This window comes from Micromonospora sp. NPDC003816, assembly GCF_042874705.1.
GTDB lineage: Bacteria > Actinomycetota > Actinomycetes > Mycobacteriales > Micromonosporaceae > Micromonospora.
Window position 1 is genome coordinate 1,178,949 of sequence record NZ_JBIANP010000001.1, and the last position, 23,724, is coordinate 1,202,672.

22 protein-coding genes are annotated in these 23,724 nt (G+C 73.6%); 11 read left to right on the top strand and 11 right to left on the bottom strand.

Annotation, left to right across the window (positions count from 1 at the left end):
• Positions 1 to 3 precede the first annotated feature (3 nt).
• Positions 4 to 786 (bottom strand): FkbM family methyltransferase, encoded by a 783-nt coding sequence (locus ACFYTT_RS05010; protein WP_176094125.1) that lies wholly within the window; start codon positions 784 to 786, stop codon positions 4 to 6.
• A gap of 238 nt (positions 787 to 1,024) precedes the next feature.
• Between ACFYTT_RS05010 and ACFYTT_RS05015 the strand changes: the two genes are divergently transcribed.
• From ACFYTT_RS05015 to ACFYTT_RS05025, 3 genes are all read left to right on the top strand, one after another.
• Positions 1,025 to 1,450: an Hsp20/alpha crystallin family protein gene (locus ACFYTT_RS05015; RefSeq protein WP_131054182.1), complete on the top strand. Its 426-nt coding sequence runs from the start codon at positions 1,025 to 1,027 to the stop codon at positions 1,448 to 1,450.
• A gap of 132 nt (positions 1,451 to 1,582) precedes the next feature.
• Positions 1,583 to 2,581 carry a tyrosine-type recombinase/integrase gene (locus tag ACFYTT_RS05020; RefSeq protein ID WP_131054181.1) on the top strand — a complete coding sequence of 333 codons (999 nt, stop codon included), beginning with the start codon at positions 1,583 to 1,585 and terminating at the stop codon, positions 2,579 to 2,581.
• A 58-nt stretch (positions 2,582 to 2,639) separates the two neighbouring features.
• Complete coding sequence (locus ACFYTT_RS05025; RefSeq protein ID WP_176094126.1) at positions 2,640 to 3,095, top strand: hypothetical protein; 456 nt, start codon at positions 2,640 to 2,642, stop codon at positions 3,093 to 3,095.
• Between the two features lie 2 nt (positions 3,096 to 3,097).
• Here the strand turns inward: ACFYTT_RS05025 and ACFYTT_RS05030 are convergent, their stop codons facing one another.
• The 7 genes from ACFYTT_RS05030 to ACFYTT_RS05060 form a co-directional block, all read right to left on the bottom strand.
• Positions 3,098 to 3,796: an ABC transporter ATP-binding protein gene (locus tag ACFYTT_RS05030; RefSeq protein ID WP_387257832.1), complete on the bottom strand. Its 699-nt coding sequence runs from the start codon at positions 3,794 to 3,796 to the stop codon at positions 3,098 to 3,100.
• Positions 3,793 to 4,761, bottom strand: a complete 969-nt coding sequence (locus ACFYTT_RS05035) for an ABC transporter ATP-binding protein (RefSeq protein ID WP_131054178.1) — start codon at positions 4,759 to 4,761, stop codon at positions 3,793 to 3,795. The genes ACFYTT_RS05030 and ACFYTT_RS05035 overlap by 4 nt, the downstream gene beginning before the upstream one ends.
• A gap of 67 nt (positions 4,762 to 4,828) precedes the next feature.
• A complete protein-coding gene (locus ACFYTT_RS05040; protein WP_387257835.1) occupies positions 4,829 to 7,507 on the bottom strand; it encodes an ABC transporter permease in 2,679 nt (892 codons plus the stop codon).
• The gene (locus ACFYTT_RS05045; protein WP_387257836.1) at positions 7,504 to 10,701 is read right to left on the bottom strand and encodes an FtsX-like permease family protein; all 3,198 of its coding nucleotides are present in this window, start codon (positions 10,699 to 10,701) and stop codon (positions 7,504 to 7,506) included. The genes ACFYTT_RS05040 and ACFYTT_RS05045 overlap by 4 nt, the downstream gene beginning before the upstream one ends.
• A gap of 132 nt (positions 10,702 to 10,833) precedes the next feature.
• Positions 10,834 to 11,523, bottom strand: coding sequence for a thymidine kinase (locus ACFYTT_RS05050; RefSeq protein ID WP_176095847.1), 690 nt, complete (start codon positions 11,521 to 11,523; stop codon positions 10,834 to 10,836).
• Positions 11,524 to 11,632: 109 nt separating this feature from the next.
• Positions 11,633 to 13,030, bottom strand: coding sequence for an MFS transporter (locus ACFYTT_RS05055; RefSeq protein WP_176094130.1), 1,398 nt, complete (start codon positions 13,028 to 13,030; stop codon positions 11,633 to 11,635).
• Between the two features lie 23 nt (positions 13,031 to 13,053).
• Positions 13,054 to 13,821, bottom strand: coding sequence for a glycerophosphodiester phosphodiesterase (locus ACFYTT_RS05060; RefSeq protein WP_176094131.1), 768 nt, complete (start codon positions 13,819 to 13,821; stop codon positions 13,054 to 13,056).
• A 130-nt stretch (positions 13,822 to 13,951) separates the two neighbouring features.
• Here ACFYTT_RS05060 and ACFYTT_RS05065 point away from each other — a divergent pair, with 130 nt between their 5' ends.
• The 3 genes from ACFYTT_RS05065 to ACFYTT_RS05075 are packed head-to-tail and all read left to right on the top strand — an operon-like array spanning position 13,952 to position 16,662.
• Positions 13,952 to 14,623, top strand: coding sequence for a hypothetical protein (locus tag ACFYTT_RS05065; protein ID WP_387257837.1), 672 nt, complete (start codon positions 13,952 to 13,954; stop codon positions 14,621 to 14,623).
• A complete protein-coding gene (locus ACFYTT_RS05070; RefSeq protein ID WP_176094133.1) occupies positions 14,620 to 16,284 on the top strand; it encodes a hypothetical protein in 1,665 nt (554 codons plus the stop codon). The genes ACFYTT_RS05065 and ACFYTT_RS05070 overlap by 4 nt, the downstream gene beginning before the upstream one ends.
• Before the next feature lie 18 nt (positions 16,285 to 16,302).
• On the top strand, positions 16,303 to 16,662 hold the full coding sequence (locus ACFYTT_RS05075) for a hypothetical protein (protein WP_176094134.1): 360 nt from the start codon (positions 16,303 to 16,305) through the stop codon (positions 16,660 to 16,662).
• Between the two features lie 48 nt (positions 16,663 to 16,710).
• Here the strand turns inward: ACFYTT_RS05075 and ACFYTT_RS05080 are convergent, their stop codons facing one another.
• The gene (locus ACFYTT_RS05080; RefSeq protein ID WP_357213513.1) at positions 16,711 to 17,490 is read right to left on the bottom strand and encodes a lysophospholipid acyltransferase family protein; all 780 of its coding nucleotides are present in this window, start codon (positions 17,488 to 17,490) and stop codon (positions 16,711 to 16,713) included.
• Positions 17,491 to 17,666: 176 nt separating this feature from the next.
• Between ACFYTT_RS05080 and ACFYTT_RS05085 the strand changes: the two genes are divergently transcribed.
• The 3 genes from ACFYTT_RS05085 to ACFYTT_RS05095 are packed head-to-tail and all read left to right on the top strand — an operon-like array spanning position 17,667 to position 20,620.
• Positions 17,667 to 19,082 carry a cytochrome ubiquinol oxidase subunit I gene (locus ACFYTT_RS05085; protein WP_387257838.1) on the top strand — a complete coding sequence of 472 codons (1,416 nt, stop codon included), beginning with the start codon at positions 17,667 to 17,669 and terminating at the stop codon, positions 19,080 to 19,082.
• A gap of 14 nt (positions 19,083 to 19,096) precedes the next feature.
• Positions 19,097 to 20,095 (top strand): cytochrome d ubiquinol oxidase subunit II, encoded by a 999-nt coding sequence (gene cydB, locus ACFYTT_RS05090; RefSeq protein WP_387257839.1) that lies wholly within the window; start codon positions 19,097 to 19,099, stop codon positions 20,093 to 20,095.
• Between the two features lie 51 nt (positions 20,096 to 20,146).
• Positions 20,147 to 20,620: an OsmC family protein gene (locus tag ACFYTT_RS05095; RefSeq protein WP_387257840.1), complete on the top strand. Its 474-nt coding sequence runs from the start codon at positions 20,147 to 20,149 to the stop codon at positions 20,618 to 20,620.
• Positions 20,621 to 20,688: 68 nt separating this feature from the next.
• Here the strand turns inward: ACFYTT_RS05095 and ACFYTT_RS05100 are convergent, their stop codons facing one another.
• Entirely contained in the window at positions 20,689 to 21,390 is a 702-nt protein-coding gene (locus ACFYTT_RS05100; RefSeq protein ID WP_387257841.1) for a hypothetical protein, read from the bottom strand.
• Positions 21,391 to 21,462: 72 nt separating this feature from the next.
• Positions 21,463 to 21,924, bottom strand: coding sequence for a peroxiredoxin (locus ACFYTT_RS05105; protein ID WP_131052279.1), 462 nt, complete (start codon positions 21,922 to 21,924; stop codon positions 21,463 to 21,465).
• A gap of 145 nt (positions 21,925 to 22,069) precedes the next feature.
• Here ACFYTT_RS05105 and ACFYTT_RS05110 point away from each other — a divergent pair, with 145 nt between their 5' ends.
• Together ACFYTT_RS05110 and ACFYTT_RS05115 are read left to right on the top strand one after the other, a co-directional pair.
• The gene (locus ACFYTT_RS05110) at positions 22,070 to 22,798 is read left to right on the top strand and encodes an SDR family NAD(P)-dependent oxidoreductase (RefSeq protein ID WP_387257842.1); all 729 of its coding nucleotides are present in this window, start codon (positions 22,070 to 22,072) and stop codon (positions 22,796 to 22,798) included.
• Positions 22,799 to 22,935: 137 nt separating this feature from the next.
• The gene (locus tag ACFYTT_RS05115; protein WP_131052281.1) at positions 22,936 to 23,724 is read left to right on the top strand and encodes a hypothetical protein; all 789 of its coding nucleotides are present in this window, start codon (positions 22,936 to 22,938) and stop codon (positions 23,722 to 23,724) included.

The window sequence follows — 23,724 nt, forward strand, 5'->3', positions numbered from 1 at the left end:
GTGTCAGCGGGACGGCGACGGCAGGCAGTAGATGTCGCCGGAGTTGGCCTCGTGCGGCAACTCGGTCAGGTACGCCGCCATCTCCTCGGCGGTGGCCCAGCGGCCAAGGGTCAGCTCCTTGTGGTCGCCGAGCGCCACGTCGAAGCCGCCGAAACCGAGCGCGGTCAACCGGTCCAGGCAGCGCAGCGCCACCTCGCGTTCGATCGTGGTGAACTCGAACGACAGCGCGGGCAGCGTGCCGCTCAGCCCGGCCAGCACGGCGTCCTCGAAGCCCTCCACATCGATCTTGGCAAAGGCTGGCGTGCCGTGTTCGGCGATGAGGGCGTCCACGGTGGTGACCGGGACCTCGATCTGACCGTCCCAGACCTGCCCCTCCCAGCCGCCGGCCCCGGCCGCCGCACTGACGAAGTCGGTGGAGGCGGTGGAGACGGTGGGGTTGGCGGAGTTGACCAGGAAACCGATCCGTCCCGGTTGTGCCCCGCAGGCCGCCTCGACCAGGGTGACCTGGTCGTCGTCGGCGTAGATGGTGCGCAGCGCCCGCAGGCACAGCGGCTGCGGTTCGACCGCGACGACCCGGGCGCCGAGGCGGCGGAAGCTGCCGATGTGGTCGCCGACGTGGGAGCCGATGTCGAAGACCAGGTCGCCGGGTCGGACGAAGCGGGCGTAGAAGGCGTCCATCGCCGCGTCCCGCCCGGGGTCGCCGTAGTAGACCTCCAGCGACCGGCGTAGCCCGGCGGTCGCCGGGTCGGCCTTGAGCGCCTCGACCGCAGCGGTGTGTGTACCCATCGCAGCACCCTAACCCGCGCGCTCCGCCGAGGTGGCTCGGCTCGATGACGCCCGTCACCCGGCGTGAACGCGGGCGCCGAGAGGACACGTCGGTCGTCGCCTGCTGGCCGCCTTCGACGACCACCGCACGGGAGTTGACGACGCGCGCCCGGCGCGCTAAATAAGAAGACAGAAAGTTGAGTCGCCAAGGCTCAACTACTTCCGAACCTTCGGCGCAGAGGACCCGAGGAGGCACGAGATGCTGATGCGCACCGACCCGTTCCGTGAGATCGACCGGCTCGCCGAGCAGTTCTTCGGCACCACCAGCCGCCCGGCGGTCATGCACATGGACGCCTACCGCGACGGCGACCACTTCTACGCCGCCTTCGACCTGCCGGGAGTGGACCCGGACAGCATCGACTGCACCGTCCAGCGCAACGTCCTGACCGTCCGGGCCGAGCGTCGCCGGCCCGCCGGTGACACCGTCGAACTCGTCGCCGCCGAGCGCCCGATGGGCGTGTTCAGCCGGCAGCTCTTCCTCGGCGACACGCTCGACACGGACAAGCTGGAGGCCGGGTACGAGAACGGCGTGTTGACGTTGCGGATCCCGGTGGCCGAGCGGGCCAAGCCGCGCAAGGTCACCGTCAGCGCGACCGGCACCGGCCGACGGCAGATCAACGCCTGACACCCGTGACGGCCGGGCGGGAGGTGTTCCCGCCCGGCCGCGTGCGGCGGCCGTACGGTCCGGCGGTGTGCGATCATGACGCGTCGGCGCGCCTGTTCGTCATCCTGAAACACGGCTGAGAACATTTTTCGCATGCGTTCGACCGAGACCCCGGTGTTGTACCGCCCGCCGGCCCATCCCGCCCTGCCCGGGGGGCCGATGGCCGTCACCGACGCGTGGCTGCGTAACCGGCGGTTGAGTGAACACACCCGTGACGCGTACCGGCGGGACGTCGCCGGCTGGTTGAGCTGGTGCGACGCCCGCCACCTGGACCCGCTGCGGGCGAACTTCCTGCACGTCAACGAGTACGCGCGAACGCTGGAGAGCACCCTGGCCGCGCGGACCGGCAAGCCGCTGACCCCGGCGACCGTGGCCCGCAAGCTGTCCGCGATGTCCAGCTGGTACGACTTCCTGGTCAAGCTCCAGGCGGTGCACGCCAACCCGGTCTCCGACGCCGACCGGCCCCGCATCGACCGCGACCATTCGAGCACGGTGGGCCTGGCCCCCGACGAGGTGGACGCGCTGCTCGCCGCCGTCGAGACCGACACCGGGCCGACCGCCGCCCGCAACCGCGCCGCCGTCACCCTCCTGGCCGACCTCGGTCTGCGGGTGGGGGAACTGGTCTCCCTGGACGTCGCCGACCTCGGCACCGAACGCGGACACCGCAGCGTGCGCTTCACCGGCAAGGGCGGCAAGTCCCGCCGCCGGGCCCTCACCCCCTCCACCGCCTACGCCGTGGACGCCTACCTGACCCAGCGCGCCGCCGAGCAGGGCGTGGCGGCACACCAGCTCACCGGGGCACTGCTGGTCACCGCCAGCGGCGCCCGACTCGACCGGCACTCGGTGTTCCGGCTGATCCGGCGGCTCGCCCGGGACGCGGGCATCCCGGCGTGGGCCCGCCTGTCGCCGCACTCGCTGCGGCACGCGTTCGCCACCACCGCCCGCGCCGAGGGCGTACCGCTGGAGGACGTGCAGGACGCGATGGGGCACGCCGACCCGCGTACCACCCGACGCTACGACCGCGACCGGCACAACCTCGACCGCGATCCCGCGTACGCCATCTGGGCCGCCCGGGCCCGCCGCCGGACCTGACGCGGCACCGGACGGCTTTCCGCCCGCCGACGCGCCCGATTCTCTACGGTCGGATGGTGTGGGCGAGGCGCAGCCGTGGAGCAGGCCGGCCCGGCGACGCCACCCGGTCCGGGTCGGACTCGTCTTCGCCGGCGCCGGTGTGGCGCTGTGCTGCATCGGTGTCGCCGGTCTCGGCGCCTGGAACGTGCAGGTGGTCACCCAGGCCGCCGGCCCGGTGCGGGAGACCGCCGAGGGGTTCCTGCGGGAGGTGACCACGGGCGACACCGACAGCGCGTACGAGCGGCTCTGCGCCGACTCGCGCAGCCGGTGGAGCGAGCTGGGCTTCACCAGTTGGGTCCGCACCCCGCCGACCGTGCGCGACTACGAGATCGTCGACGTGTCGGTCGCCACCGACCGGGGCAAACCGCACGGCACCGTCACTGTCCGGCTGACCCGCGAGAGCGGCGCCACCGAGCAACGTGAACTGTCGGTGGTGCGGGAGGACGGGTGGCGGGTCTGCGGCGACCCGTACTGATCTCATACCCCGGCCGGCTCGGTCGACTCGACCAGCCGACCGTCGCGCAGCACCAGCACCCGGTCGGCCATCTCCACCAGCGTCGGATCGTGCGTGGCCACCAGCGCGGTCATTCCCCGCGCGTGCACCAGCGCCCGCAGCAGGTCCATCACCGCCCGGCCGGTCTCCGAGTCCAACTGGCCGGTGGGTTCGTCGGCGATCAGCAGCTCGGGGTCGTTGGCCAACGCGCGGGCGATCGCCACCCGCTGCTGCTGTCCACCGGACATCTCGTACGGGCGTTGCGCGGCCTGCCCGCCCAGCCCGACCAGTTCCAGCAGCACCGACACCCGTTCCTCGCGTTGCGCGGCCGGGGTCTTCGCCAACCGCATCGGCACCCCGACGTTCTCGGCGGCGGAGAGGATCGGGATCAGCCCGAAGGACTGGAAGACGAACCCGACCGTGTCCCGGCGCAGCCGCAGCAGTTCCTGCTCACCGGCGGCGGTCACCTCGCGACCGGCCACCCACACCCGTCCCGACGTGGGCCGGTCCAGGCCGCCGATCAGGTTCAGCAGCGTGGTCTTGCCGGCACCCGAGCGGCCCCGCACCGCGACCAGCTCACCGCGACCGGCCCGCAACGACACGTCCCGTACCGCGTGGACCATCCGGTCGCCGCTGCCGTAGTCGCGGCACAACCCCTCGACGCGTACCAGGTCCTCGCTCACGTCGCGTCCCTCCCGTCGCCCGCGCGGACCTGCACGTGGTCCGGCTCCAGGGTCAGCTTCACCCGGTCCTTCAGCGCCAACGCGTCGACGAACCCGGCGGGCAGCTGCATCCGCCCGGCCCGGTCCAGCACCGCGTACTCCTCGGTGACCAGTTCCTCCACACCGTCGACGCCGACCCGCGCGGTGCGGTGCACCTCCGAGGCGGTCCGCCCGTCGCGGATCGAGACGGTCCGACGGACCTGCGTGGCGACCTGCGGGTCGTGGGTGACCACCACCACCGTCACGCCCAACTCGGCGTTGATGGTGCGCAGCGCCCCGAACACCTCCGCCGCCGTCGCCTCGTCCAGCTCACCGGTCGGCTCGTCGGCGAAGAGGACCTCCGGGTCGTTGGCGACCGCCACCGCGACCGCGCACCGCTGCTGCTCACCGCCGCTCATCTGCCCCGGCCGACGGTCCGCGCAGGAGCCGACGCCGACCATGTCCAGCAGCTCCGTCGCGCGGCGCCGACCGGCCCGGCCACCCCGACCGGCCAACCGCATCGGCAGTTCCACGTTCTCCCGCGCCGACAGGTACGGCAGCAGGTTGCGGCCGGTCTGCTGCCACACGAACCCGACCGTGTGCCGCCGGTACCGCAGCCGCCTGCGGGCCGACATGGTCAACAGGTCGTAGCCGGCCACCCGGGCGATCCCGGCGGTCGGGGTGTCCAGCCCGGACAGGATGTTGAGCACGGTGGACTTGCCGGACCCGGAGGCACCCACGATCGCCACCAGCTCGCCCCGATCCACGACCAGGTCGAGCCCCTGCAACGCGACGACCTCCACGCCCTCACTGGTGAAGATCCGCACCAGGCCGTCGCAGACGATGTGCCCGCGTAGCCGGTCCGCGCCACCGGCGCGGGCGGCGGCACGCTCTGCCGCCCGTCGCTGCAACGTCGCCAGATCCGGACCCGGCTCCACCACGGTCATGCCGGCTCTCCGCTCCGCCGCGCGCCGGCGTGGGACACCGGTCCACGATCCGCTCGCTGACGCTCGCTCACGGGTTCTCCTCTCCCAGGCGCAGCACCTCACCGAGGCGCATCCGCCGGTTCACCAGGTTCTCCACCACCAGCCCGGCCAGCAGGCCGAGCACCACCAGCACCAGCACCCCGCCCACGACCAGCGGATCCAGGTGGTCGCGGATCGGGACCCCGGGGGCGAACGCGGCCAGCCCCAGGGTCGGACCGAGCAGCCGGGGCAGGGCCACCCCCACCGCCGCGCCGGTCGACGCCGCAACCACCACCAGCGGCACCAGCTCGTACACGAGAAGCCGCCGACCGCCCGCCGCCGACAGGCCCAGGGTGCGCAGCCGCGACAGCGTCCGCCCCCGACCGGCGGCGTCGGCGACCACCGCGAACCCGACGGCCAGGACCGCCAGCGCGGTGCCACCGGCCGCACCCACGGTGAACGCCAGGGTCAACACCTCGTTGGCCCCGGTACGCTCCAACCCCTCCCGGTACGCCTGCCGGGTCTGGAGGGCCGCCGGCACCTGGGTCCGCGTGACCTCCCTGCCGAGCACGTCGGACTGCCGCCGCCGCTGCGTCTCGTCGGCCACCGCCAGCAACCGCGCCTCGTCCACGCCGTCGGTGGCGAGCAAGTACCGGTTGGGCACGATCGGGGTGTACTCGTACTCGGGCAGCGCCTGCCACGGCAGCACCACGAACCGCTCGACGCCGGGCCCCACGCCGGGGAAGGCGTCGGCGATGCCGGCGACCTGGAAGGCGTACCACCGGCTCTGCACGTCGGCCACCGCGCCGTCGCCGATCTCCGCCGCCACCCGGGGCGAGACCACCGCCGGCACCGGCCCGTCCCCACGGGCCGCGTCGCGCAACGCGGCCGGCACGTCGACGTCCACCCCGCTGCGCGCCACGACCTCGGCGAACGCCGGGGCGTCCACCACCAGCACCCGGGCCTGACCGAGCTGACGTGCCCCCGGGCCGCTCTCGGAGAGCAGCCGCCGGTTCGACTCCACCCAGACCCGGGCCACCGCCTGCACCCCGGGCACCGTCCCGATCTCGTCGGCGGCGTCCGGGGCGAAGGTGTAGCCGGTCAACCAGGCGTCGGCCGGGATGCTCAGGGTCGCCGCCCGGTCCCGGGCGTCGGCCACCGTGGTCGTCACCACGCCGCCGAAGACGCCGGTGCTGACCGCGACGATCAGCACCGCCAACGGCCCCCACGCCACCGGCGCACCCCGACCGGCGCGGGCCACGCCGAGGAACAGCATCGCGCCCCGGGACCGCGTGGCGAAGCGGCCGACCAACCGCAGCGGCCACGGCAGCAACCGGATCGCCACCAGCGCGGCGGCGACCGCGACCAGCACCGGCACCGCACTGAGGTACGCGTCGACGCCGCCGGCCACGTCCAGGCCCCGGCGGCGCAGCAGCACCACGCCGAGACCGGCGAGCACCAGCACGCCCGCCTCCAGCGTGAGCCGGCGTGCGCTCGGGCGCTGCGCCACCACGTCCGCGCGGCCGGCGACCACACCGACCCGCCGGTACGCGAGCACCGCCAGCACCGGCACCACGACGGTGGTGAGTACCGCCAGCACCGGCACCAGCCAGGGCACCCCGGTCGAGCGGCCCGGCACCGCCGCCCCGGCCAGGGCACCCAGCAGCACCGCGAGCGGCTGCACCGGCACCGCCTCGGCGAGCAGCCGGCGACCGATCGTGGCCAGCGAGGCACCCCGCGCCCGCAGCAGCGTGAGTTCCGCCCGTCGGCGCCGGACCGCGAGCCGGGCCGCCAGCACGATCAGCCCGAGCAGGCTGGCGAGCAGCCCGGTCTGCACGACGGCCAGCAACGCCCGCACCGACCGCAGCGCGTCGGCGAAGCGCACCAGCGCGGTGTCCAGCGAGGTCTGCACCAGCGCGCCCGGGACCGTCTCGGAGCGGCGGGTCTCGGCCACCGCCGCGGTGACCGCGTCGAGCACCCCGGTGTCCAACCGCCGTTCGTCGAGCCGGTACCGCCAGCCGCTCACCGCCGGCACCCCGGCACCGGCCGAGACCACGTCCATCCCGGCCCAGTCGGTCACACCCGCCACCACGTACGGGTCGCCGTCGAGCAGCGGCACGGTCGGGCTCAGTGCCTGCCGCAGGTCGTCCCAGACCGGGTCGGCGGCGTCGCGCGGCGTGAACACCCCGACGACACGTACCCGGGCCTGCCGGTTCCCGCCCCCGAACCGCAGGTCGGTGCCGGGCCGCAGGGACAGCGTCTCGGCCACCTCCACCGACACCGCCAACTCCGCCGGGCCGCCCGCCTGCGTACGCGGCCACCGCCCGGCGGTCACCTCGACCGCCTCCTCGACGCCGGTCTGGGCGCGTACCCCGAACAGCTTCCGCGCCCCGCCGTCCATGGGTGGTGCGTCGCCGTACGCGAGCAGGTGCTCCGGGTCGATCGAGGACGCGTACCACCGGCGGTCCACCAGGTCGGGCAGTGGCTGCGGCAGCGCGGCGGCGTACCGGTCCAGCTCGGCCTGCCCGGCGGCGGCCGGCGCGGGCCGCGCCACGCCGAAGGAGATGTCACGGACCAGGTGCGGCAGGTGCGCGACGTCGGCGCGCAGCCCCCGGTCGGCGTACCCGTCGGCGAGGCGCGGCGCGGCGGTCACCAGCATCGCCGCGACCAGACCCAACAGCGCCAGCAGCGCCACCTGGCCCGCGTACACCCTGATCCGGCCCGTCATCGGGTCGCTCCATCCGTGACGGTCAGGCGACGGCGCATGCCGGTGGAGACGGCGGCGCTGAACGCCAGTGCCAGGGCGAGCAGGCCCACGCCGGTGGCGAGCACCGGTGGCCAGTCGACGCTCAGCAGCGGTGGTGGATGGGGGCGTTCGGCGGACGGGGTCAGGATGACCAGGGGTGCCATGGTCGCGGCCACCCCGACGCCCACCAGCAGGCCGACCAGCACCCCCATCCCGGCGAGGAAGGCCTGCTCGGCCAGCAGGGAGCGGGCCACCAGGCGCTGACCGGCGCCGAGGGTGTGCAGCACCGCCAGTTCGGTGGCCCGCCGCCGCGCGGTGGCGCTGACGTCCACGGCCACGCCCACGGCGGCCAGCAGCACCGCGGCCAGCGCGGCGGCGAAGAGGGCACCTCGCGCGCCCACCCCGAACGGGTCGCGGGCCAACTCGGCGGCGACGTCCTCGCGGGCCAGCACGGTCAGGCCGCCGAGCGCGACGGCGGCCTCGGCCACGCTCTCCGTCTCACCGGGCCTTACCGCCAGCCACCACTCCTGCGGTGACCGGACGAGACCGTGGTCGTGGAAGAGCCGGGCACCCAGTGAGGGCAGGTCCACCAGCAACGCGGCGGCCTCGGTGTCACCGGGCAGCGCCGCCACGGCGTCGACGACCACCACGTCCACCTCGGCCCCGCCCAGGAACAGCCGGGTCTGCGCACCCACGTCCAGGCGCAACGCGTCGAGGGCCGCCGTGGTGGCCACCACCGGCACCCGGGTCGGGGCGGCGGTGCGTGCCACGGCCAGTTGCACCGGCGTACTGCGGGCGAACCAGCCGCCCGGCACGTCCCGCGCGTAACGGGCGGTCAGTCCGGCGTCGGAGGCGGTCGACCCGGTGGCGGCACCGGTCCGGTCGACCAGGTGCCAGGCGCCGTCCCCGGTCAGCGCGACCGGGGTGCCGGGGGATCCGTCCGGGCTGGCCCGCAGGTCGGACAGGCGCCAGTCGAGGCTCATCCGTGGCGCCCCGAGGGTCTCCGTGGCGAAACCGGCCAACCGCCACGGGCCGGGACCGGTCGGCAGGTCGACGGCGAACCGCAGCGGCGTGCCGTCCCGGTCGCCGGAGCCCAGTGCCAGCCTGCGGTGCGTGCCGTGCGGGTCGAGCAGCACCACGTGGTGGCGCACCGGGGAGTTCGTCTCGGTGTCGGCGATCCGGGTGCTCACCTGGCCGGTCAACCGCCGGGTGCCCGCCGGCAGCACCGTGCCGGGAGCCTCGACCCGGCCGGCGGTGAGCGTGTCGAGCAGGTCGGCGGTGGAGCCGCCGGCCAGGTCGGCCCGCAGCCGCACCACCGGGCCGGCGGCGTCGGCGTCGACCGCCAGCATGGTGGCCGGGGCGGCGGCCGGCCCGAGTCGTACCGTGTCGCGCCAGGCCGGCAGCGGCACCTGCACGCCCGGCAGCCCGGCGAGTCGGTCGGCCCGCTCGGCGGCGGCTGCGCCGTTGACCTCGGTGAGGCGCAGATCGGCGCCGACCAGGTGCGCTGCCTGGTCGTCCAGCGACCGACGGGAGGTGCCGGCCAGGGACCAGGCGAGGGTGCCGACCGCGACGGCGAGGGCCAGCAGCAGCACCGGGCCGGCGTGCGGCCGTCGCCCGGCCTGCCAGGTGCCGAGCATGACGGCGGTCCACGGTTTGCGGTCCACCCACCGTTCGGCGAGCCGGACCAGCGGCGGCAGCAGACGCAGCGCCAGCACCGCGCCGGCCAGGACCCCGAGCGTGGGTGCGGCGGCCAGCAGCGGATCCACCCCCAGGTCACCGCCCCGGGACCGGGACAACGGTGAGGAGTAGCGGCTGAGCTGATACCAGGCGAGCAGGGCCAGCCCGACCAGCAGCACGTCCAGGCCGGCCCGCTGCACCATGCCGCGACGGCGGGGCCGGGACCGGCTGGCCAGGTCGGCGACGTAGCTGTCGCCCCGGCGCAGGCTCGGCCCGATCATCGCCAGCGCACAGCCGGCCGCCGCCGCCCCGGCGACCAACCACACCGTCGCGCCGGGCACGACGTCCGGCCGCAGCGACACCGCGCTGAGCCACGGCAGGCGGCCGGCGAGCCCGAGCACCTGCCCGGCGAGCAGCGGCGCGAGCACCGCAGCCGGCAGCACGACCAGGGTGGCCTCCCGGGCGGTCAGCCCGGCCAGTTGCCGCCGGGCGGCACCCCGGGCCCGCAGCAGCGCGGTCTCGCCCCGGCGGTGCTCGGTGAGCAGCACGGCGACGAGCAGCAACGCGTACCCGCCGAGTACCACCACCAGCAGCATCGGGGTGACCAACGCCGACCGGCCGACGAGGGTGGCCTGTTGCAGCCGGCGTACCAGGGTGGCGAGGTCGCTGGTGGCCATCGCCGACTCGCCCAGTCCGGCCTCGGCCGGAGTGCTGGTGGTGATCCGGCCGGCGGCCTCGGCCACCTGGTCCAGGGCGGCGGGGCCGACCGCGGTCAGGTCGGGTTCGACCAGCCAGCCGGCGGAGGCGTTGGGCAGGAAGTGGGTGACGAAGTCGTCGCGGGCCACCGTCATCGGCCCGTACGTGGCCGACTGCGGCAACGCGCCGGTGGCCGTCTCGGGTGCCAGCCGCCAGTACGCGGCGTCCGGGTCCAGCGGCGTGAACAGCCCGGTGACGGTCACCTCGGTGATCTGTCCGGTGAGCCCGTCGGTGATCGGGACGCGGTCACCGACGTCGACCCGGAGGGTGCGGGCCGCCGCCTCGGCGAGGGCGGTCTGCACCGGGTCCGCTCCGGCCTGCGGCCAGGTGCCGGCGGCCAGCCGGGCGTGCGCGGGCAGGTCGTCGAGGAACATCACCGACGCGTACGTGGTGCCGGTGCGGTCGGCGACGGCGTTCCCGGTGTCGCCGCGCAACTGCCGTCCGGCCGCGTACCCGGCGGCGGTGACCTGCGCGGGCAACCCGCCCAGGTCGGTGTCGACCTGGGCGCGCAGTGCGGCGTCGCGGTCGCGCAGCGCGTCGGCGGTGCGGCCGGCGGAGGCCCGGACCAGCAGCGACCGTTCCGCCGCGGTGGCCTCGGCGAGCACGTTGCGGGTGCCCGAGTCGACCACGTCCCGGTTGTAGGCGGCCAGGCCGGTCAGGGCGAGGGTCGCCACCAGTGCCGCTCCGGCCGCGGCGAGCAGCAGGCCCCTCGTGCCCCGGGCACGCCGCCACGCGAACCTCATCCGTCCTGCACCCCCGCCGGTACGCGGGCCGGTGCGGCCCGTGTGCGCTTCTCGTCACGCACCAGAAGCGGCAGGCCCCCGGAAAAGGTTCGCAGCAGTGATCGTTTCGTTATCCGACGCCTCGGCGGCGGTTCAGGAGTCGGCGCAGGCGGTGGCGCGTGGACCGAGGTCGCCGTTGCGGTGGTGGCGGCGGCACAGCACCTGGTATCGCACGTCGGCGTCGTCGACGGTGTCGCCGATCACCACCTGCTCGCCCTCGCGGACGATCCGCCCGCCCGCGACCCGGGCGTTGAGCAGACCCTCCCGGCCGCACCAGCAGAGCACCTCGACCTGGATCCGTGCCACCGAGTCGGCCAGTTCGAACAGCCGTCGGGCGGCCGGGAAGAGGCAGGACCGGAAGTCGGTGGCCAGTCCGAAGGCGTACACGTCGACGTCGTAGCTGTCGACCAGGTCGGCCATCTGCTCGACGTGCTCGACGGAGTAGAAGCTGGCCTCGTCGCAGATCAGGTAGTCCACCCGTACCCCGTCGGCCCAGGCGTCGCGGACCAGGGCGCGCAGGTCGAGCGCGTCGGTGACCTCGATCGCCTCGTGCGCCAGCCCGATGCGGGTGGTGACCTGCGGGCCCAGGGAACGGTCGATGCGGGTGGTGACCAGTCCCCGGCGGCCCTGCCGGGAGTGGTTGTAGTTCATCTGCAACGCCATCGTGGACTTGCCGCAGTCCATCGGACCCCAGTAGAAGCGCAGCGCGGCGGCGTGTGCCGGCCGCCCGTCGACGCCACGGGCGGCCACGCACCCGGCCGACGGATCGCCCGGACCGGCCATCCGGGGGCGGGCCAGGCAGGTGGGTACGGGGTCTCCGGCGCTCGTCACGGACCGGCAGCCTAGCCGATCGACGGCGCCCACCGGTCCACCGACGGCCCGCCGGTGTGCCTCACAGCACCCGTGGCGGCGTGTTGCCGGCGGCCACGATCGCCCGCCGGATCGGCACCGCCAGCAGCAGCAGGAACCCGACCACGAAGAAGATCAGCAAGGAGACCAGGCCCACCCGGTAGGAGTTGGTGAGCTGGAACACCAGACCGAACGCGAGCGGCCCCAACCAACTGGTGCCCTTGTCGCTGATCTCGTAGAAGCCGTAGTACTCGCCCTCCTTGCCGGCGGGGATGAGCTGGCTGAACAGCGATCGGCTCAGCGCCTGGCTGCCGCCGAGGACCAGGCCGATGGCGGCGCCGAGCACCATGAACGGCACCGGTGCCTCGGCCGGCAGCCGGAACGCGCCGAGGATCACCGCGGTCCACAGCACCAGGCTCAGCAGGATCGTCTTCCACGCGCCGATCCGCCCGGCCAGCCAGCCGAGGCCGAGCGCGCCCCCGAACGCCAGGAACTGCACCAGCAGGATCGTCACGATCAGGGTGCTCTGGTCCAGCCGCAGTTCCTCGGTGCCGTACTGGCTGGCCAGGGTGATGACGGTCTGGATGCCGTCGTTGTAGACCAGGAACGCCAGCAGGAAGAACAGCGTCAGCGGGTACGCCTTGATCTCCCGCAGGGTGCGGCCCAGTTGCCGGAACCCGTCGGTGAGCACGTTGCCGCCGGGACCGGCGGCGACCGCGGCGGCGGTGGGACGCTCGCGCAACCAGCGCAGCGGCACCAGGGTGAACACCGCCCACCACACGCCCGCCGAGACGATGGACCAGCGGGCCAGGTCGAGGGTGCGTTCCGGGGTGCCGTTGTCGAACGACTGCACCGCGACCAGGTTGAACGCCAGCAGCAGGCCACCGCCGAGGTAGCCCAGCGCCCAGCCGCGACTGGAGATGCCGTCGCGTTCGTCCGGCCCGCCCAACTGCGGCAGGAACGAGTTGTAGACCACGATCGCCGCACCGAAGCTGATGTTGGCGATCATGAACAGGGCGCCGCCGAGGAGGTACCGGTCGCCGGTGACGAAGAGCATCCCGATGGTCGCGCCGGCGCCGGTGAACGCGGTGGCGGCCAGCAGCCGCTTCTTGTGCAGCGACCGGTCGGCGATCGCGCCGATCACCGGCAGCACGAAGACGGTCAGCAGCACCGACAGCGAGATCAGGTACGGGTAGTACGAGCCGGCGGCCACCTTGATGCCCAGCGGGTAGACGTACCCGCTGCAGTCGTCGGCGCCGAGTTCGCAGCCGGCGGCCATCTTGGCCACGCTGGTCAGGAACGGCCCGAGGAACACCGTGATGACGGTGGTCTGGAAGGCCGAGTTGGCCCAGTCGTAGATGTACCAGCCGGTGCGCTCGCGACGCGTACTGGCGGGTTGCGGGGTGTCGTCCTGCGCGGCAGGGGTCGCCGTCTCGGCCATGTGGGGTCCTTTGCCCGGGGTGTTCAGGCGGCCCAGTGGCCGCGGCTGCGGTAGACGTCGCGCAGCACGCCGACGTGGTCGGTCATGATGCCATCCACACCGAGATCAAGTAACTCGTGCATCTCGTCAGGTTCGTCGATCGTCCAGACGTGCACCTGCACGCCGAGTCGATGGGCGGTGCGCAGCAGGCGGCGGTCCACCACCGGGATCCGGCCGAAGCGCACCGGCACCTGGGCGGCCACCACCGACGGCGGTAGCCGCAGCGGCCGACCGGTCAGCGAGGACCAGCGCAGCCGGGCCACTCCGCGTACGCCGAGGCTGGTGGCGACCCGACCGTGGGTGAGGGCGCGCAGCCGGGTCAGCCGGGCGTCGCTGAACGAGGCCAGCAGCACCCGGTCACCGGCGCCGGCCCGCGCCACGGTGGACACCGTCGGTGCCACGCCCAGGTCGGACTTCACGTCGATGTTGAAGCGCACCTGCGGCCAGGCGTCGAGCACCTCGTCCAGGCGGGGCACGGCGGCGGCCCCGCCGACGCGTACCGTGGCCAGGTCGGCCCAGCGCAGCGCGGAGAGCCGGCCGCGCTGCCCGGTGAGCCGTTCGAGGGTGTGGTCGTGGAACACCACCGCGACGCCGTCGGCGGTGCCGTGCACGTCGGTCTCCACATACCGGTAGCCCAGCTCGACGGCGCGGGCGAAGGCGGCCGTGGTGTTCTCGTCGCCGTCGCCGGCACCGCCCCGGTGCGCGAAGGCCAGCGGCGTCGGGGCGTCGAGGTACGGGTGACCGGAGGGCACGCAGCGCAGTATGCCCGCCGCCGGTGGCCTGCGGACGACCGACCGGTGACCGACGGGTGCCCGTCGCCGGTGCCGGATTCCGGACAGTGATCATCCTAACGCGCTGCGCGACGGTCACCATGGGGCAGTGATGCCGTGGCAGCCGTTCCCACAGCCCGGGCCGCCGACGGCGCCCCGGTCGACGCTGACCGCGCACCCGGTCGATCCGCTGCCGCCCCGGGTCACCCCGCCGGACCAGTCGCCGCAGCCGCGCCGGACACCCGCCGGCGCCTGGTTGTTCGTGGCGGTGGCGGTGGCCGGCGGGAGCCGGTGGGGCGCCGAACTGGTCCGAGGGTGGGCCGCCGACCTACCCACCGCCGACGGGGTGCCGGGGCTGGCGGCGGAGTTGCTTCGCGTCCTGCTCTGGGCGGTGACCTGGCCCCGGTGGGAGCTGGCACCGGCGCAGCCTCCGATGGTCGGTTACTGGATCTCGGAGAACCTGCGCACGCTGCTGTTCGTCGCCGGCACGGTGTGGCTGCTGCGCTGGCTGGCGGACCGACCCGCGCCGTCTGCGGTCTACCGGATGTGCGCGGTCGTCGGCGTGGTCGGCGTGGCCACGGTGCTCGCCGCGTTCGGCGGGGCGCTCGTCGGCATGCTGCTCGTGCCCGACGATCTCGTGTTGTCCAGCGACCCGCAGCGGTGGATGAGCGTGACGGTCACCGACGCGCTGCAGGCCGGGCTGTTCTACGGCCCGCTGCTGGCGGTGGCCGCGACACGATCCGAGGCGCGTCCGCGCCGGGTGGACGGGGGTTGGCCGGGATGACCGCACGGACGGATCCGCTGGTGCCGGGGCAACGCCCGTCGCCGCCGCCGGTGCACAGTGAGGCGACCCGCTACCTGTGCGTGGCCGCGCACACCGACGAGCGGTTCGCCGAACGGGTGCTCGACGAGGTGCTCGGCGACGAGTTGCGGGCGGTGGCGCCCTCGGTGGGCTTCGACGTCTCGCCGGTGCTGCGGCACTGCCTGGTGGCCCGCCACCGGCGTCGTCGCCGGGACCTGCGGCTGTTGGTCTTCGGTGGCCTGGCGGTGCTGCTCGCCCCGCTGTGGACCCTGTTGGTGATCGGCGCGATGCGGGTCGGCACCTCCCTGACTCCGTTCCGCCCGACCCGGGAGCGGATGCTCGGTCCGCTGCTGGGCATGATCGTCGTCGCGCTGAGCGCCCTGGTGCTGCTGATCCAGTTCCACCTGGTCACCGTCGTGGAGTCCAGCCCGGCCGGGTGGCTGGTCGGGCGACCGTGGCTGGCGTTGCCGGCCGGGATCGCCGCGTTCCTGGCACTCGCGATCCATCTGCACGGCACCCGCTGGCTGCTGCTGACCCGGTTGCGGCGGGACCGGTTCCTGGCGACGGCGCCCGACGAGGTGTCCCTGCCGTCCCGCTACGCCGACCGGCTGGCCGCCGTCGACGAGGCCCAGCACGGCAACGTCACCGTCTACGGCGGGTACGTGCCGTTCGTCGGGCACGGCACACCGGTGGCCGGATGGTCGTTCGCGCTACCGATCCGCCCGGCCGAGCACGTCACCGGGCTGAGCCGACCGGAGCCGGCGCCGTTCACCGTGCTGGAGCTGATCGACCACGTACGCGGGCGGCTGGCCTCGCTCGACGCCGGCCTGGGGGCGGACCGGCTGGCCGGGCTGACGCTGGAGGACCGGGTCTTCGTCGGCGGCCACCTGCTGACCGGGGACCACCGGTTGCTGCCGGACCAGGAACGGGCGCCGCGTCAGCGCTTCACCCCGGAGGAGATCCGCCAGGTGGCGGCGAACCCGCAGGGCGCGGCCCGGCACTACCTCTGCGCGCTGGTGCCGTCCTGGGGCGCGGAGGTGGTGGCGGGCACGTTCCTGCACTTCTCCACCGACGGGAAGCTGCTCTATCTGGAGTGCGCCCGCACGGTGCTGGAGCCGCCCCGGTGGGCGTACCACGAGGTGGACCGGCTGACCGACTGGATGTCGGCGCGGCAGTTGGTGCAGATGCTCGCGGTCGCCACCGACCGGCTGGTGCCGACCGCCGTCGGTGCCGCCGGCCGGTTGCTGACCGACCTGGGTCACGCGCTGCGGCACCGGGCGCGACAGGCGCGGCTGCGGCGGTTGGCCCGTGAGGACCTCGGGTACGACCACGGCGCCCGGGTCGGGGTGCGGGAGTTGGCGACCGGCACCGACTACCACAACTACTTCCAGGTGCTCGACGCGGCGAAGCACCTGAAGGTGGTGGAGCGGCACGTTCTCGCCGCGATCGTGGACTTCCTCGACGAGCGGGGCCTGGACACCGCCGAGTTCCGCAGCCGCCAGACGATGATCCTCAACCAGGGCATCGTCCAGACCGGCGGCCTCAGCGTGGTCGGCAACCAGGCGGTGGGGTCCGGTGCCCGGGCCGAACAGCACGGCCAGCCGCCACCGGCCGGTGGCGGTGAGCGGCCACGGCCGGTGTGAGACACAGGGGAGAGGCGCATGTCGGAGACGTCGGCGAACTACGGCATCCAGCAGTCCGGCGGGGTCAGTCAGGTCGGTAACCAGGCCGTCGGCCCGGGTGCGTCGGCGGTCGGCGGCGCGCTCTGGGCCACCGCGCCCGGCGTGGACGTCCCGGCGCTGGTGACCCGGCTGGTGGAGGTGCTCGACCGGCACCGGGACGAGTTGGACGAACCGGCCCGCGCGGTCGCCACGGAGCTGCGGGCGCAACTGGCCCGGCCGCATCCGGAACCGGCGCGGGTGACGGCGTTGCTGCAGCGCCTGGCGGCGCTGGCGACGCCGGTCGCGCCGGTGGCCTCGGCGGTCACCGAGGTGTTGCGCGCGATCCAGCAGGCCGGCTGATCCGGCCTCGCCACCCGCCGGACAGCGGCGCGCACCGGGCGGTGGCGGTCAGCCGGGGGCGGGGCGGCGTCGGTGGGAGCGGCTGGTGTCCACCGGGCGGCCCGGGTCGACGTGCCGGGGCCGGTCGGGTTCGTCCCGGCGCAGCGGCACGAGGGTGTCGGTGAGGGCGTCGATGATCCGGTCGGTGGCCAGGCGGGCGACGCCGGGCGTACCCGGACGCAGGTCGGTCAGGTCGACCGGGTCGCCGAAGTGCACCCGGACGGTGGGACGGCGGACCAGCGCGCGGGCGACGCCGCCGAGCAGACCCTTGGGCGCCTGGTACGGCAGCACCTCGTGCGAGCCCCACTGCGCCACCGGCACGACGGGCGCGCCGCAGGTCAGCGCCAGACGGGCGGTGCCGGTCTTGCCGCGTTCGGGCCACAGGCCCGGGTCGAGGCCGATCCGTCCCTCGGGGTAGACCAGGATGGGCGCGCCTGCGGCGACCGCGGCGGCGGCGTCGTCCAGGGCCCGGTGGACGCCGGTGGTGCCCCGGTCGACCCGGATGTGCCCGGCGCGGCGCATGGCGGCGCCGATCACCGGGGCGCGGAACAGCCCCCCGGTGGCCATGATCCGGGGCGCCACCCGCCGGCTGCGGCAGGCGGCGGCGAGCACGATCGGGTCGAACGGGCTGAGGTGGTTGGCGGCCAGGATCAGCGGCCCGTCGCGCAGGTGCGCGGGGATGTCGCCGGTGACCTCCAGCCGGGCCAGCGCGCCGACCACGACGCGGGCGAGCAACTGGGCGGTACGCCAGATCAGTGGCGGCTGCCAGGGGGAGTGGGCGTGGTCCACAGCCGGTGATGGTCGCACGGCGGGAGCCACCGGTGCCGGACAGGGGGGTCGCACGGCAGAGGTGATCAGGGTCATTGGTCCCGGGACGGTTCGGGTCGCCAGCCCCTACCTCACGTCGTACGACGGGCTGTAGTATTTACTACGTCTCGTAGTATCAGCAGCCCTGGGGGTCGCAGGTGGACGCGTTGGACGTCGCCCGCTGGCAGTTCGGTGTCACCACCGTCTACCACTTTCTCTTCGTACCGCTGACCATCGGACTCTCCGTCCTGGTCGCCATCCTGCAGACCCTCTGGCACCGCACCGGGGACGAGAAGTACCTCAAGCTCACCAAGTTCTACGGCAAGCTGTTCCTGATCAACTTCGCGATGGGCGTGGTCACCGGCATCGTGCAGGAGTTCCAGTTCGGCATGAACTGGAGCGACTACTCCCGCTTCGTCGGCGACATCTTCGGCGCCCCGCTCGCCATCGAGGCACTGGTCGCCTTCTTCCTCGAATCCACCTTCATCGGCCTGTGGATCTTCGGCTGGGACCGGCTGCCGAAACGCCTGCACCTGGCCAGCATCTGGGCCGCCGCGATCGGCACCAACCTGTCGGCGTACTTCATCCTCGCCGCCAACTCGTTCATGCAGAACCCGGTCGGCTACTGGATCAACCCGGAGACCGGGCGCGCCGAACTGACCGACTTCGTCGCCGTGCTCACCAACAAGGTCGCCCTGATCACCTTCCCGCACACCATCGCCGGTGCATTCCTGGTCGCCGGATCACTGTTGGTGGCGGTCGCCCTGTGGCACCTGATCCGCCGCCCCGACAGCGAGGACACCCCGGCGTACCGGTTCGCGGCCCGCTTCGGCTCCTGGGTCACCCTGGTCGCCGCCGCCGTCGTGGTGATCACCGGCGACATCCAGGGCAAGATCATGACCGAGGTGCAGCCGATGAAGATGGCCGCCGCCGAGGGCCTCTACGACACCGAGAGCCCCGCCTCGTTCTCCGTGCTCACCATCGGCAGCCTCGACGGCAGCCGGGAACTGTTCGCCATCAAGATCCCGTACCTGCTGTCGTACCTGGGCACCGGCGACCCCAACGGCACCGTGCACGGCATCAACGACCTCCAGGCTCTCTACACCGCCCAGTACGGCCCCGGCAGCTACACGCCGATCATCCCGGTCACCTACTGGAGCTTCCGATTCATGATCGGCTTCGGGCTCGCCGCCGCCGCCATCGCGCTGCTCGTGCTCTGGTCGCAGCGCAGGGGGCGTACGCCGCGCGGCAGGTGGCTGCTCCGCGCCGGCCTGGTCATGCCGGTCCTGCCGCTGCTGGCCAACTCCTTCGGCTGGATCTTCACCGAGATGGGCCGCCAGCCCTGGATCGTCTTCGGCGAGATGCTCACCCGCGACGGCGTGTCCCGCAGCGTCTCCCTGGGTGAGGTGCTCACCAGCTTCGCCGCCTTCACGATCATCTACGCCGTCCTCGCCGTGGTCGAGGTGAAACTGCTGATCCGGTACGCGAAGGCCGGCGTCCCCGACGTCACGCCCGACCCGGAACCCGACGACACCAACGACGACGCGGACCGTCCGCTCGCGTTCGCCTACTGACCCGGAGCCCCACCGTGGAACTGACCACCATCTGGTTTCTCCTCGTCGCCGTGCTGTTCACCGGCTACTTCATCCTGGAGGGCTTCGACTTCGGCGTCGGCATGCTGCTACCCGTCCTGGGACGCGACGACCGCGAACGCCGGGTCATGATCAACACGATCGGGCCGGTCTGGGACGGCAACGAGGTCTGGCTGATCACCGCCGGTGGCGCGATGTTCGCCGCCTTCCCCGAGTGGTACGCCACCCTCTTCTCCGGTTTCTATCTGCCGCTGCTGCTCATCCTGCTGGCCCTGATCGCCCGGGGCGTCGCCTTCGAGTACCGCCACAAACGCCCCGAGGCGTCCTGGAAGCGCCGCTGGGACAACGCCATCGTCTTCGGCTCGCTCATCCCGGCGATCCTGTGGGGCGTGGCCTTCGCCAACATCCTGCGCGGCGTACCCCTCGACGCCGACCACGAGTTCGTCGGCGGACTGGTCGACCTGCTGCACCCGTACGCGCTGCTCGGCGGCGCGACCACCGCGGCGCTGTTCGCCACCCACGGCGCCGTCTTCATCGCCCTCAAGACCGTCGGCGACATCCGGGGCCGTGCCGCCACCCTCGCCGTACGCCTCGGCGTGGTCAGCGCCGTGCTGGCGGTCGCGTTCCTCACCTGGACCCTGACCATCCGCTCCAGCCCCACCGCCGTGGTGCTCGCCACCGGCGCCGCCCTGGCACTGCTCGGCGGTCTCGCCGCCGCCCGCGTCCGTCGTGAGGGCTGGGCCTTCACCGGCACCGCGCTGGCCATCGGCCTGGCCGTGGCGACCCTGTTCGCCGCTCTGTTCCCCATCGTGATGCCCTCCACGCTGGACCCGGCCGGCACGCTGACCGCCACCAACGCCGCCTCGACCCCCTACACGCTGAGGATCATGACCTGGGTGGCGGTGTTCTTCACCCCGATCGTGCTGGCCTACCAGGGCTGGACGTACTGGGTCTTCCGCAAGCGCATCGGCGTCAAGCACATCCCGCAGCACTGACCGGATCGGCCCGGGACCCCGCGTCCCGGGCCGATCCGGCACCATGACCTGATGCCCCACCAGCACGCCTACCGCACCACCGTCACCTGGACCGGCAACCTCGGCACCGGCACCAGCGGCTACCGCGCCTACCGACGCGACCACGACGTCACCGCCGACGGCCCGCCCCCGATCGCCGGCAGCTCCGACCCGACCTTCCGTGGCGACCGCACCCGGTGGAACCCCGAGCAGCTCCTGCTGGCCGCGCTGTCCCAGTGCCACATGCTGGCCTACCTGCACCTCTGCGCCGACAACGGCATCGTCGTCACCGACTACGTCGACACCGCCACCGGCAGCATGACCACCGACAACGCCACGGGCAGCGGCCACTTCACCGAGGCCGTCCTGCGTCCCCGGGTCACCCTCGCCGACCCCGCCGACACCGACACCGCGACCGCACTGCACGACCACGCACACCGGGTCTGTTTCATCGCCAACTCGGTGAACTTCCCGGTCCGGCACGAGCCGAGCACCGTCACGGCCTGACCGGGCGAGCAGACACGTGGGGCCCGGGACGACCGCCGTCCCGGGCCCCACGTTCACCTGTACCGGACTCAGCCCGCCTCGCGCAGTTCCGCCAGCCGGGCCTCGATCTCGGCCAGCTCGGCCCGCAGCTTCTCGGCCTGCCGCTCGGCCTCGGACCGCTCCGACGTCAGGATCTGCTCCACCGCCTCGTGCACACCGGGCACGTCGACCAGCGCCACCATCCGCAGCGCCTCGGCCGGCTTGAGCACGTACGGCTTGGCCAGCACCTTGCCGCCCTGTTGCGCGGCCACCGTCCACTCGCCCTCGGCGTACGCCAGGGTGACCGTCAATCCGGCCGGTCCCTTCGGCTTGGCCGCCTTGACCGGCCGCCGCGCAGCGGGCTTGGACTCGACCGTCTCCACCTTCGGCTCCTCCTGTCGACCCGGCTCCTCGCGCCGGGGCTGCGGCACCCGGTCCAGCACGAACTCCGGCTCCGCCGCCGGCGGCTCGACCGGCGCCGGCTCCACCTTCGGCTCGGCCGGTCGGCGGCCGGCACCCCGGGGCGCCACCGCCACGTCGCCGGGGGAGAAGGGCAACTCGTCGCGGCCGAAGCGCACCACCACGTACTCGTCGGACACCGCCGGGTCGGTCAGCTCGACCACCTGGCCGATCTGCCCGGCGATCTGACCGGCCGAGGCCGTGAACACCACCTTCGGCTTGCGTCCCGCGGCCAACGCCTCTCGGATGCCGCGCACCTCGTCATCGGACAAACCCTGGCCAGCGACACCCATCGCGCTCCCTCATCCGTCGTACACGTGTTCAGTCGCCTGCTTTGATACCAGTCCCCGGCGACAACCTGAAGATCAGCCCCCCAACGCCTTCAGCGCCCGGTCCGCGTGCTGGTTCATGTCCAGTTCACTGTGCACCACCTCGACGACACGTCGATCGGTGCCGATCACGAAGGTCATCCGTCGGGTGCTCAACGCGCCCAACGGCAGCCGCCGTCGTACCCCGAACCGGTCCGCCACCGCGCCGTCGGGGTCGGACAGCAGGGGAAAGTCGAAGTCGTTGCGGCGGGAGAACTCGGCCTGCCGCTGCACCGGGTCCCGGCTGATGCCCACCCGTTGCGCGCCCACCGCGGCGAACTCCGCCGCCAGGTCACGGAAGTGGCAGCTCTGCGCGGTGCAGCCGCGCGTCATCGCGGCCGGGTAGAAGAACAGCACCACCGGCCCGTCCGCCAGGAACTCCGACAGCCGTCGGAGGCGGCCGGTCTCGTCCGGCAGCGCGAAGTCCTCGACCAGTTCCCCGACACTCACACCCGCCATGTGCGCTCCTCACTCGACACCGTCGTCGGCGAGAGCGTATGCCACGCCCCATCACCGGCCGTGTCCTCGGCCACACCCGGCTACCGGCGCCGGTCAGCGCCCCGGTAACGTCGCCGACACCGGCTCGGGGCAGGGGAGACGATCAATGGCACCGGTCACCGTCATCACCGGCGGCGGTCGCGGCATCGGCGCGGCCACCGCCCGGCGGCTGGCCCGCGTGGGCCACCACCTCGCTCTCGGTTACCGTCGCGACCACGCCGCCGCCGACGCCGTCGTGACCGAGCTGCACGCCACCGGGGTACGTGCCGTCGCGGTGCCCGCCGACACCCGCGAGCCCGACCAGGTGGCCGCCCTGTTCGACGCCGCCGAGGCCCTCGGCCCGCTCACCGGCCTGGTGAACAACGCCGGCGTCACCAGCCCGATCGGCCCCTTCACCGAGCTGCGCCTGGACGACCTGCGGGAGGTGGTCGACGTCAACCTGGTCGGCTACGTGCTCTGCGCGCAGCAGGCCGCCCGGCGGATGGCGGCCGGCGGCGCGATCGTCAACATCTCCTCGGTCGCCGCCACCCTCGGCGGTCCCGGCGAGTACGTCCACTACGCCGCGGTCAAGGCCGGCACCGACGCGCTCACCGTCGGCCTGGCCAAGGAGTTGGCCCCCCGGGGCATCCGCGTCAACGCGGTGGCGCCGGGCATCATCCGCACCGACATCCACGCCCTCTCCGGGCAACCGGACCGGCCCGAGCGTGCCGCCGGCCGGATCCCGCTGGGTCGTCCCGGGGAACCCGACGAGGTCGCCGCCGCCATCGCCTGGCTGCTCGGCCCGGACGCCTCCTACACCAGCGGCGCGGTGCTGCGCGTCGGCGGCGGTCTCTGACCTCTCCCCGTCCTCACCCCTGCTCTGGCGTGCGCGGACGCGCCCGTCAGGTGGGTTGACCACGTCCCGCCGCACCCCCTATCGTTCCAGTGCGTCGAACGGCGTACGGCTCAGTCGAACATTCTGATGGGGGTGTCGTGGTCGAGACCGCTCTGGGCGTCATCGTCCCGCCGGCCAACCCGACCGTCGAGCCCGAACTGCGCCGCCTGCTGCCGCCACGGCTGCGCTACCACGTGGCCCGGCTCCCGGTCGTCGACGGCTCCCTCGCCGACCGGCTCGACCGGTACGCCGACCTGCTGCCGGAGACCGCCGCCACGCTGCGGGGACTGGATCTGCGGGCCACCTACGTCGCCTGCACCGGCTGCTACTACCGGCCCCGGCACGCCGACGCCGACCACGTCGACCGGACCGCCGGCGACCGGCTCGGCAGCCCGGTCGTCGGTGCCGCGAGCGCCGTGCGGCAGGTGCTCGACCGTCTCGCCGTACGGTCACTGACCCTGGTGTCGCCGTACCCGGACTGGCTCACCGCGCAGGCGGCGGCGTTCTGGCGGACGACCGGCCGTACGGTCACCGAGGTGGTGGCCGTGCCCGGCACGGGCGCCATCTACGACCTCTCCTCGACGACGGTCGGCGACACCGTGCACCGCGTGCTGGACACGCTCGGTGCGACCGCCGCCGACGGGCACGCGGTGCTGCTGACCGGCACCGGCGCGCCGAGCCTGGACGTACTCGACGACGTCGTGCCGCGCTCACCCGTGCCGGTGCTCTCCTCGAACCTGGCCGGTGCCTGGCAGTCGTTGCGGACCGCTGGGGCCTCGCACCTGGCGACGCAGTCGCCGAGTCCGGCGCTGCGGCACCTGGCCGCCGTCCTGGACGGCACCGCCCCGACGCAGATCGCCGGCGGTCCCGCCGGCCGGAAGGAGTGA